Annotated in this window: 11 protein-coding genes; 3 read left to right on the top strand and 8 right to left on the bottom strand. The window is 39.6% G+C overall.

The features are described from left to right. Positions 1 to 188, top strand: a 188-nt coding sequence (locus tag BO222_RS14020; protein WP_233131191.1) for a hypothetical protein, incomplete at its 5' end; no start/stop codon positions are given. A 60-nt stretch (positions 189 to 248) separates the two neighbouring features. Here the strand turns inward: BO222_RS14020 and BO222_RS02355 are convergent. The 3 genes from BO222_RS02355 to BO222_RS02345 all read right to left on the bottom strand — a co-directional run bounded on the left by BO222_RS02355 (position 249) and on the right by BO222_RS02345 (position 3,240). Continuing rightward, the gene (locus BO222_RS02355) at positions 249 to 683 is read right to left on the bottom strand and encodes a hypothetical protein (protein ID WP_075818034.1); all 435 of its coding nucleotides are present in this window, start codon (positions 681 to 683) and stop codon (positions 249 to 251) included. Positions 684 to 1,337: 654 nt separating this feature from the next. After that, a complete protein-coding gene (locus BO222_RS02350) occupies positions 1,338 to 2,282 on the bottom strand; it encodes a hypothetical protein (RefSeq protein ID WP_075818032.1) in 945 nt (314 codons plus the stop codon). A gap of 109 nt (positions 2,283 to 2,391) precedes the next feature. Further along, a complete protein-coding gene (locus tag BO222_RS02345) occupies positions 2,392 to 3,240 on the bottom strand; it encodes a DegV family protein (protein WP_075818030.1) in 849 nt (282 codons plus the stop codon). Between the two features lie 110 nt (positions 3,241 to 3,350). Between BO222_RS02345 and BO222_RS02340 the strand changes: the two genes are divergently transcribed. Further along, on the top strand, positions 3,351 to 3,905 hold the full coding sequence (locus BO222_RS02340) for a DUF1836 domain-containing protein (RefSeq protein WP_075818028.1): 555 nt from the start codon (positions 3,351 to 3,353) through the stop codon (positions 3,903 to 3,905). Between the two features lie 275 nt (positions 3,906 to 4,180). Here the strand turns inward: BO222_RS02340 and BO222_RS02335 are convergent, their stop codons facing one another. The 3 genes from BO222_RS02335 to BO222_RS02325 form a co-directional block, all read right to left on the bottom strand. After that, positions 4,181 to 4,945 (bottom strand): SDR family NAD(P)-dependent oxidoreductase, encoded by a 765-nt coding sequence (locus tag BO222_RS02335; protein ID WP_075818025.1) that lies wholly within the window; start codon positions 4,943 to 4,945, stop codon positions 4,181 to 4,183. Between the two features lie 184 nt (positions 4,946 to 5,129). Then, a complete protein-coding gene (locus BO222_RS02330; RefSeq protein ID WP_075818023.1) occupies positions 5,130 to 5,873 on the bottom strand; it encodes a type 1 glutamine amidotransferase in 744 nt (247 codons plus the stop codon). Beyond that, complete coding sequence (locus BO222_RS02325) at positions 5,870 to 7,189, bottom strand: Mur ligase family protein (protein ID WP_075818021.1); 1,320 nt, start codon at positions 7,187 to 7,189, stop codon at positions 5,870 to 5,872. The genes BO222_RS02330 and BO222_RS02325 overlap by 4 nt, the downstream gene beginning before the upstream one ends. 513 nt (positions 7,190 to 7,702) lie before the next feature. Here BO222_RS02325 and BO222_RS02320 point away from each other — a divergent pair. After that, a complete protein-coding gene (locus BO222_RS02320) occupies positions 7,703 to 8,533 on the top strand; it encodes an alpha/beta hydrolase (protein ID WP_075818020.1) in 831 nt (276 codons plus the stop codon). 152 nt (positions 8,534 to 8,685) lie between these two features. Here BO222_RS02320 and BO222_RS02315 read toward each other — a convergent pair whose 3' ends face one another. Together BO222_RS02315 and BO222_RS02310 are read right to left on the bottom strand one after the other, a co-directional pair. Beyond that, positions 8,686 to 9,120 carry a hypothetical protein gene (locus tag BO222_RS02315; RefSeq protein ID WP_075818018.1) on the bottom strand — a complete coding sequence of 145 codons (435 nt, stop codon included), beginning with the start codon at positions 9,118 to 9,120 and terminating at the stop codon, positions 8,686 to 8,688. Positions 9,121 to 9,236: 116 nt separating this feature from the next. Then, positions 9,237 to 9,938, bottom strand: a complete 702-nt coding sequence (locus BO222_RS02310; protein ID WP_075818016.1) for an exonuclease domain-containing protein — start codon at positions 9,936 to 9,938, stop codon at positions 9,237 to 9,239. Positions 9,939 to 10,172: the final 234 nt, after the last annotated feature.

The following is a 10,172-nucleotide window of genomic DNA, read 5'->3' as shown; positions in this document are numbered from 1 at the left end:
GGGAAGAGAGAATGGAGCAGTGGCAAACGGCCCTGAATCGAGTTATAGTGTGTTTGGTAATTTTGTTTATTGAGCATGAACATATTTTACCAAAAAAGGCACCTCATCCATTACGGATCAGGTGCCTCTTTTTATTTTTGGACTGTCAGAAATTTAACAGCCCCTTTATGTATATTGCTGAAATTTAGATATCTCGTTTGATATCAGAGATCAGGTAAGCTTTGCGTTTTGTACTTTGACCAACAACATTACGCTCCATGATTATACAAAGTGAAATCCCAGTCAAAAGCAGCCGCGTAAAAGACATGATTTTCAAAAAATCCATGCTGCTGAGAGGCAATCAAACCAGATTCAAATACTGCAGCTAAGCGGTAGTTGCCAAATCGAAATACTGCTGCATTCGTTTCAGGATCAAGTTCAAATGGAAAGTTTTCAAAAACTGGATGAAGAAATTCGTTGATTTTCATCACTTCAAATCCATCTTCCCTTTTCCCTCTTGATAACAAAGTATTTTCAGATGCGGATGACCACATTTGCAGATGCTCGAGAAGCTGATAGAGTTCGCGGACTTCCTGTCCGCTTTTTTTCTTCGATTTGAGTCCTTCGATATTGTAATCTTTATTTCCTGTCAGATAAGCAAAGCAAAATGAGACAGTATTTGATTTTTCTGATGATTCTTCCACGACTGTCACCTCCAGAATAAAAGAATTCTAAGCTGGTACCTAAAAAGGGCTTTCGCATAAATCTGCGGAAAGCCCTTTTTACAATGAATCTGTTCGCGAAACGACCTATTGTAAGTAATTAAATCTTTTGGAAAATCTGTCTGTCAAATCAAAACTCCTGAGGGATTGGAGTTCGAAAAATCCGGTTTAAAGTGTTTTTGAGGGATATTTGGATTTTTCGATATTCAATTGTCAAGACAGTATCAAAAGCATGATCAGAATAACTGTCTCCAAAAGTGATCTGATGAAAATGGTCTGAGGGAAAACCATTTCTGCTTTATTGGCTTCAGTTTAAACCGTGTTGCACTATAAGACAATTGAGATGCTCATCTTGCCGTAAAGGTTAAAATTTAACCTTTCAGGACAGTTTTTGTCTTACCAGGAAAACTGAAGTGGAAACCGAAACAATAATTGTTCCGATTACAATTTCATTATATTTATCGGAAGGATTCTCTTCAATTCATCCGCTCCATTATTCGGAACAATTTCTTTTGAAGCCAGGCCTGGGCAATCGCTTGATTCGAAAAAACGCTTTGCGCTCCTTGAAATGGAACTGCAAAGCGTTTTAAAGCTGTATTGATATTTCTAATTGATCGAAGGTCAACCAATGGAAAACTAGCTTTTAACTTTTATCGTCTGTGAGTAGCCTAAAGCTGGAGAATTGATATTGATTGTGATTGCCCCGGTTTTTGATTCAAAATCTGGGATTACATTTTCAAACTCAAAGGTAATCGGACAGACAACTTCCTGTTCAGGGGACAGGTAGTAAAGCTGATACCCTAATGCAGTACCCGTAAAGCTTGTGGTCTTTGGAGCATGTCCATTGACTTTAAAGTCCTGTTTTTTCAGTTCGTCAAGATTCATTTTCTTTAACTGATCTGCATTTTTCTGATCCTGAAGCTTCAGTCCATCAATGGTACAGACTGGAGACAGGAATGGAACAACCAGCCGTTCTTTGGTTTTGTTTCGATAAGTGATATTCAAACCCGAAACCAGGGATTTACCATGATTCCATTCGAATTTCAGATCGCTCGCATCGACATCAAATTCAAAATAGTTGTCTTCATAGATAGTGAATTTTGCCTGATCTGAATTGGTGATGTTTTCATCATTAATCGTTCTGACTTTAACAGAATTAAATGGTAAAAATACATCCTGATCAGGAAAGTATAACCCTGGGTTCTTCTGGTCTGAATTAGCAAATCCAATAAAACCATAAACAAATGTGGATTGTTCAGGATTTACATCGTTTGTGATGACCGTCTGCATTCGGTCGATGGCGTTGATGGAATTGTTCTGATTGCCATCATGAGAAGCCATTCGATAGTTCAGATTGCTCATGTGGTAAACCTTATCGGATATGTTTTCCACCGAAGCCAGGAAATAATAATAAACCGTATTGCTTGTCTTGTTATTGATTTTCAGAGCATCGAGAATCTTAAACTCGACTCCCTCCTGAACTTCAATTGATGAATTTCCTGAAGGTGAACAGGCAATCAACGAGACAGACAGACATAAAAGGAGTCCTAAACCAATGATTCGTTTTATAATTTGCTTCATAAAACCATTCTATTGATTTTAGTATCTGTGATCAACTGATCAAAAATGTTCGATTCTGATCCAAACAAACCGTCCAGAAAATTGAATATTTCCTTACCGCTTACAAGTTTCAGAAAGGCTTCATTGCCTGAATCGCAACGCAGCCCGGACCGCCATGAACCATAAACATCGCATTCAGGTTCTGAACCACAACAGAAATTCCAGGATACCGTGATTCGAAATAGTCTTTAGCTTTTCTGGCAGCAGTCGGATTGTTTCCATGAGTGACAAAAACAGTCCATGACTCATCGAATCCTTTTTCTCTTAAGAATTTGTCCTGCATTTCAAACATTTTCTTCATGGTTCTTGCGGTACCGTATACGGAAAGTTTATCTCCGGTTTCATTTTTCACAGCTAATGGCATCAGTTTAAGCAGACTGCCGATCTTGCCTGCCGCATCTGGAAGTCTTCCACTTTGAACCAGAGCCTTAATTTCAGTGACACAAACGCTGCTGGCTTCTTTTTCCTTCATTTCTTCAAGCTTTTCAATGATTTCCGGAATCGATTTCTTTTCATTGGCCATCTTCAAAGCTTTTTGAACCATCATCTGATGAGGTCCGCAGAGCGTCTGAGAATTATAAACGGTGACTCTGGATGGGTCATCGCAATTGTCTTTGGCCATTAAGGCTGACTGATAGGTTCCCGATAAACCATCTGCCATTGAAATATCCAGAATGACATCTTCCGAATCAGCCAACAATTCGTTATAAACAGCGATTTTCTCACCGATGGATGGTTGAGAAGTTGAGATTTTCTTAGCTCCTTTTGTTATTTCGGTAAATGTTTCAGCATCTATATCTTCAAAATCCCTGTAGGAATGACTATCGACAACAACATGAAGCGGGAGGCATGTAAAGCCTTCGTTTTCAGCCTCTTTTGCAGAATACAAAGAGGAAGAATCGGTTACAATATGGATCATTAGATTTGTTCTCCTTTTTCTGAATCATAGTCATGCTCATTTACGTTGTCAATATATCTAGTTTTAAAAACTAGATTGAAGATGAATTAAAACCTTGTTATTCTTTGAATATGCAAAAAGATCCAAAATGTATAAAAGATGAACTGAAGAACTTCCATGCCCCCCGCTGGAATGAGCTCCCCCAGCTCCCCCTTTATATGGACCAGGTTGTTTACTATCTCAATCAGGCTCTTGATCCGATTCATTTTGAAGATAATAAACAGATTCTTACCAGCTCTATGGTCAATAACTATGTAAAAAACTCAATTGTTAAAGCACCCGTCAAAAAACAGTATCAACCGTATCATCTTGCCTATCTGCTGGTCGTCTGTGCATTGAAAAGATGTTATTCGCTTTCAGAGATTGGCACATTAATACAGATCTATTCGAATATCTCTGATCAGGACCGTTTAGCCGCTGACTATAATAAATTTGTCAGCGTCTTTGAAGACTGCCTTTCTGATGTCTTTTCTTCAGGGACCTGCCGCAAGGAATACTTTGAAAATCCAAGCATGCAGCAGCAGCTCATGGTCAACGTAATCCGTACGGTCTGTTACAAAATCTTTGCAGAATTCGAACTTCTGGATTATCGAAAGCGAAATTCTGATCAGCTTCAACAATCCTGATTGATTAAATCCTCGAACATTCAAAAACCGAGCCGATCCATCCAATACAGTTTTTCAAAGCCTGCATTCTTCAATAAGAGCATTTCATCGAAAATCGATCAGCGAGCTCTCCAAAAAAAACAAACAGACAGATCCGTGACTCTTAACCTTTTTCAAAGAGTTACTGGATCTGTCTGTTATTTTTAGTATTTATTTTTGATTTCTTTTACGAATCAGTGCTTTATTCAGGTCTGAATGAAGCTTTCATCTAAAAAGGTTTAATGAATGGTCAAAGATTATAGACTGGCGCCAAAATCGCTGACTAAGACCTGTCCGGTAATCGCCCTGGACTCATCGGAAGCTAAAAACAGGATGATATTCGCGATATCTTCAGAGTCTGCCTGCTCACTTTTCAGATCATAATGGCTGCGTATGGCTCGAAACATATCCGGATCAAGATCTTCAATCAGCCGATCATCAGATGGATTTTTTACAACGCTAGCAGGACAAACGGCATTGGCTCTGATTCCCTTACCAGCAAACCGCAATGCGGTATGCTTGGTCAGCGCAATCACTCCGCCTTTGCTCGCTGCAAATAAAGCTGAACCATTTCCATAGATTCCGGCTGCTGAAGCGACATTGACAATCGCTCCATCTTTAGCCTGTTCCATTTCCAGAGCGGTCTGCCTGCTGACAAGCAGAGTTCCAATCAGATTGGTCGAGATGATTTGTTCAATTTCTTCATCGCTCATCCGATCAATTGGAGTTAGGTTTTCATCAGGAACCTGGGCATTATTGACCAGAATATCAATCTGTCCAAACATTTTAAGGGTCTCATCGATAAGATCAGCGACCTCTTCGGGTTTTGAAATATCACAGCTGACAGCTAATACTTCGCCGCCATTGTCTTCAATCTCCTGCGCAATCTCGTCAAGTTTTTCTTTTCTTCTTGCACAGATGACGACTTTGGCCCCTTCATCGGCAAATAATTTTGCGGTGGCTGCTCCAATCCCGGAGTTTCCACCGGTAATTATCGCAACCTTATCATTTAATCGATTCATCAAGTTTTAATGACTTCTCTATCAATCCAAATTCTGATCAGATCTTCAGAAATCATCCTGCTCCTTTCTGTCAGATAGACATTTTTCTATTTTCAATCGGTTTAATTTTATTGGATCTTTAATACTATGCGCATTTCTTAGATCCAATTTTTTCATCTCCGATTTAAAATCACGACATACGGTTTTACTGTTCGACTTTATAACGTTCAAATAAGACTTGTCTGGCTTCATTGGCAAAAGGAGTTTCGATCTCCTGCAGGTCTTCATACTGAAATCCCGGATTTTTCTTTGCTAGACCTTTAGCAATAACAAAGTCAGCCAGTTCAGGGTTTTTCGGAAGCAGAGGTCCATGAAGATACGTTCCTAAAACATGGCCATCATAGAAACCTTCCATTCCAGCATCAAAGGAATTTCCAAAGCCATGAAGAACTCTTCCAAGCGGCTTTTCAACATGAACAGTCTGTCCTCCATGATTTTCAAAGCCCACCAGTTTCATTTTGCGGCCATCCAGGTCTGCTTCAATGATGATATTTCCAATGCATCTCGTTTTCTGTTTTCCAGTATCTGTTCGATAGGAATAAAAACCCAGTCCTGGAAGTTTTTCATGATCAGCTGCTTCATAATGCTGACCGAAAAGCTGATAACCTCCGCAGATCAACAGAAAGAAAGTATTTTCATCGATGGCTTTGGCAATGTTCTCTTTTCTTGAAAGCAGATCAGGAAGCAGGCTCTCCTGTTCCTTATCGGCCCCACCGCCAATGAAGACCAGATCAAAATCCGATAGATCAGCATTTTCGCCAATCCCAACTGTATGCAGATCAAATTCGATCCCCCGATCTTCACAACGTTTTTTCAGAGTCATGATATTGCCCTTATCCCCATATAAATCCATGATATCGTGATACATCCAGGCAGTTTTCAGTCTCATGCAGCAATCTCCTTTTCGATAATGTTTCGGCTTTCTCTAAGGGCAGTATAAGTCGCCACAACAAAGATTGGCAGGTCTTCTTCAAAGACCTGGTGGAGAGCATCCTGCAGGGAATCTGTCACATGAATTTGTTTTGGATCAAATCCGCTGTAATAAAGACGCAGGGCCATATCATTTCTTCTTAAGCCAGTGCAGACGATTCGATTGGTCGAATCATTCAGAATTTTTTCAAACTGAGTGTCATAAATCCAGGAAACATCCCGTCCATCCTGTTCGCGATCATTCAGAACGATCACAACATTCTTCCTGCGCTCCTCCCGTTCGATTACTTTCATCACTTCATTGGCGCCAGTTGGATTCTTGATCAGATTTAAAATGACTTCGCGGCCTTTCTTTTCAAAACGTTCATTGCGCCCAAATGGGTGCGGAGCGTTTCCAAAGACCTTGATTGCTGCATCATTTGGTAATCCAAATTCTTTCATCACTCCAAACAGGGCTGCATAGTTATACATGGAATACATTCCTTCATATGGCCCTTTAAAACGGGTCGAATTGAGTTCAAATGTATTTTCATCCAGATTGACATCCTGCAGCATGACATCAAGATCGGGGCTTTGAAAATCACAATGGGTGCAGTGAAATTTTCCGATATGAGAATACTGGTAATAGTCATATTCAAGCGGATGAGAACACTTTGGACAGAATTTTCCTTCAGAAGCCTCTGTAGTTGATTTAACGGAATACCGGTTTTCATCGAGACCAAAAGAAACCACTTTCGCTTTTGGCGCTTTTAATGAAAGACGATATGTATTTGGATCATTACCATTCAGTATCAAAGTTCCACAATAATCACCAAGCACTGACTCAATGGATTCGATCAACTGCTCCATTTCTCTGGCGCGGTCGAGCTGATCTCTGAAAAAGTTGTTTACAACCAATGCTGAAACCGGAAGATTTGGAAGAATATGACGAACGTTCAATTCATCAACTTCAAGAATCAATGCCTTTTTACCCAGCGAACCGCTTAGACTCGCATTTGATAATAAAGCTGTCGTAATCCCTTCCCGCAGATTATCTCCTTTACGATTCGAAATAATTTCATAACCGGAAGCTTCAAAGACTGAAGCGATCAGATTTGCAGTACTCGTTTTTCCGTTTGTACCTGTTACAAGGACAACCGGACCATTAATCTTCAGCTTCTTTAGTGAAGCCGGATCCAGTTTCAGCCCGATTTCACCAGGCAAAGAGCCGCCTCTTCCGGCCAGTTTAAGAACTGAGGAAGATAATTTGACAGCCGCTATCGATAAAAGACTCATAGTTTGAACCTCTCTAAATCATTTTTAATGAATGACTGTAAGTGCCGAGCACTTCGACAAACAGTTTACCGGCTGCAAGTCAAATTGCAAAATCGAGCCGGTTAACTAACATAATAACAGTTTTGTTTGAGTTCCGGATTTTGTCCCTGATGAACCAGTATTCAGGAAACAGGCGGGAAAAAAGCTGAAAATCGAAAGATATAGGATTTAAAGTAATTCAGATCATTAATCAGTCAAATTGGAACCTTCCAAAAAAAACATTCAATTTTATATCAAGTTTCTCTTAAACGCTTTCAGACGATATAATTATTAAGTACTACGAAATGAAATATGACACTGGAAGATCGGATCTTCAAACTTCATTGATGCCGCCGAATCAAAGTATCTGATGTAAAAACAAATCGTTCTGACTTCATCAATGAATTCCTGATTCCAAGCTGAACCAAAAAAAGATCGAACCATCTTCCGTAATCATAAAAATTCTTAGCAGGATCAGAAAGGAAATCAACCGATATGGCTGTAATGCATGCAACAATCTATTCAGACTCTTTGAAAAGAACAGTACCAATTACCATCATACTGCCTTCTGATAAAGTAGATCAGGACGGCAGAAGAATGAACAAAGCTCCCTATAAATCGCTGTACCTTCTTCATGGAATCTTTGGAGATCAGACCGATTGGTTATATGGAACCAGAATAGCCCGTTGGGCGATGGACCACGATATAGCTGTCATTATGCCAGCGGGTGAAAACCATTTTTATCTGAATCAGCCAGGGGCTGGTTTTGACTATCAGAATTTCATCGGATCAGAACTCGTTGAATTAACCAGAGAAATGTTTCCACTCTCAAAGCATCGTGAAGATACATACATTGGCGGTCTTTCCATGGGAGGCTTTGGAGCCTTAAATAACGGTCTAAAAAATCCAGAGACATTCGGTGGAATCATTGCCTTATCCTCCGCTTCACTAAGCACCAATCAATTCCCCGACTCAGATGATTCTGATAATATTCTGGGAATGAAGAGTTTTACAGAAGCGTGCAGCGGATTTAAAAAGAGCGATCTTGAGCTTGAAGAAAACCAGCTTGAAACCTATATCAGAAAGAATGCGCAAAACAATAACTGTCCAAGAATGTATCTGGCCTGTGGTACAGATGACTTTCTGATTTCAGGAAATCATCAACTGCGAGATTTATTCATCGAAAACGGATATGACGTGACCTATGATGAAATTCCTGGAGGACATGATTGGACTTTCTGGGATCGACAGATTGAAAAAGCCATTGAATGGATTTCACCATCCGTTCAGGCAGGTCTTTCAAGCGGCAACGTTGGCAAAAAATAGTTTTCAGCCCTCAGGTAAAAACACTCAGAAAAATTCATAAGAAGAATGATTATTCAAAAACAAAAAGCAGACAAATCGTCTGCTTTTGTTTTTGTTATAAATATTTAATTTTGATGTGAATCATAGGAATGGCCTTACAATGAATTGCGGCTTTAACCGGCAAATGGAGCGGGTATGGTCTGCCTGATAAAATCTGAGAAAGATGATGGCCTGTCAATCACCCAGTTGTGTCCATCAAGATCCCAACGACTCAAATATTGAAAATAGTCATTCGTTTCTTGAGCACTTGTCAGCTGCAGCCAGCTTTCGAGATCATCAATTCCTCGAGCAAATACAGAATCATCTGCTTCATGAATGCTCAGCAAATCATGATGGATATGATTTTCGAGTGTCTCTCGACAAATTCCGAACACCAGATCCTTATACATAGATTCAATGGTGTCATCTGAGAGATATTTGGCTCCCTTAACTACCTTGCTAAAACCGCCAAGGATTTCATTGGCCTGAACTGTTGCCATAAATACGCAGAACATCGCCATATCCTCACCGATCAAATCTTTAATCGCCTTCCAGGAAACTGTTTTCATAGCTAACCTCAATTAATACATTATTAATTTTATCAGGATGTTTTTTTAACATCTTTAAGCCTAACTAAGAAATAAAAGCCATGTCTTTGCCTGAGTTTATATGCCAGTATGGATTCTCATTCATTCTCTTTGTTCCCATTATCTGAAGATTTGTTCTTTGCTGCTAACTTTCTTGCTTTTCTTTCCTGCATATTCTTGCGCATGATGTATGGAGAATAGATTTTCGATTCGGGAATATTTCGAACAAACTGTTCTAAAGAAAAATCATGATCTTTTGCAAGAGTTCGCACGATTTCATAACACGCATTCACATCAGAGGCCGGATCATGGGAATGAATTGCGATATTGAGGGTTTTAGCAGCATTTTTTAAACGCAGACCGCCTTTTTCCGGATTACCCTGATAGTAGATCTGTTTCATGACATCTGAAGTATCGATACAGCGTCTAGCCTGAAGAGATTGTCTGCTGCGGGATAAATCCCGATTAATGATCGAGATATCCGAATTGATATTATGACCGCACAGGATGTAATCATCTGAAAGATACGGCTTGAATTCCGAATAAAACTCCTTGAATGTTCTGGCGTTCTTAACATCTTTTGGACGAATCTTATGAACTGAAATGTTCTGACCCGAGAAAAATGTTTTTGGATTGATAAGCTCCGTATGTCTGAGAACTTCTACACCATCCTCAACGACAATCAGAGAAATCGCACAAACAGTATCGGTATAGATATTTGGATTTTCAACATCGAGAAAAGTATACTTTCCTTCAAATGGAAAACTTCTCGATTCGTTATTCATTTCATAAGATTGCATATTACACAGTATATTCTTTCTCTTCACTATTCCCGAGACATTGCCTGAAAACCATCGAATTCCTGATCATTCTTTACCTATTTTTCTTTTTCTTCTTTCTGAAAATCCCAATGTCATTAAGTTAAGCAGATAGAAGCGCGAATTGCTCCGCACTTCATCGTGGTGTTCAGAATCTACCAGAAATTTTTATCTGGAATCAGCCATTTTTCGGCTTCAAGCCTCACGAATACGATA

It is taken from the genome of Ileibacterium valens, from assembly GCF_001945525.1.
Taxonomy (GTDB): Bacteria; Bacillota_I; Bacilli_A; order Erysipelotrichales; family Erysipelotrichaceae; genus Ileibacterium; species Ileibacterium valens.
This window is presented reverse-complemented; position numbering and strand designations above follow the sequence as displayed.

Coding starts and splice junctions, on each gene's coding strand:
- BO222_RS02350 (WP_075818032.1), bottom strand. CDS start 2,282: ATGAAGCAAATTATAAAACGAATCATTGGTTTAGGACTCCTTTTATGT.
- BO222_RS02345 (WP_075818030.1), bottom strand. CDS start 3,240: ATGATCCATATTGTAACCGATTCTTCCTCTTTGTATTCTGCAAAAGAG.
- BO222_RS02340 (WP_075818028.1), top strand. CDS start 3,351: ATGCAAAAAGATCCAAAATGTATAAAAGATGAACTGAAGAACTTCCAT.
- BO222_RS02335 (WP_075818025.1), bottom strand. CDS start 4,945: ATGAATCGATTAAATGATAAGGTTGCGATAATTACCGGTGGAAACTCC.
- BO222_RS02330 (WP_075818023.1), bottom strand. CDS start 5,873: ATGAGACTGAAAACTGCCTGGATGTATCACGATATCATGGATTTATAT.
- BO222_RS02325 (WP_075818021.1), bottom strand. CDS start 7,189: ATGAGTCTTTTATCGATAGCGGCTGTCAAATTATCTTCCTCAGTTCTT.
- BO222_RS02320 (WP_075818020.1), top strand. CDS start 7,703: ATGGCTGTAATGCATGCAACAATCTATTCAGACTCTTTGAAAAGAACA.
- BO222_RS02315 (WP_075818018.1), bottom strand. CDS start 9,120: ATGAAAACAGTTTCCTGGAAGGCGATTAAAGATTTGATCGGTGAGGAT.
- BO222_RS02310 (WP_075818016.1), bottom strand. CDS start 9,938: ATGCAATCTTATGAAATGAATAACGAATCGAGAAGTTTTCCATTTGAA.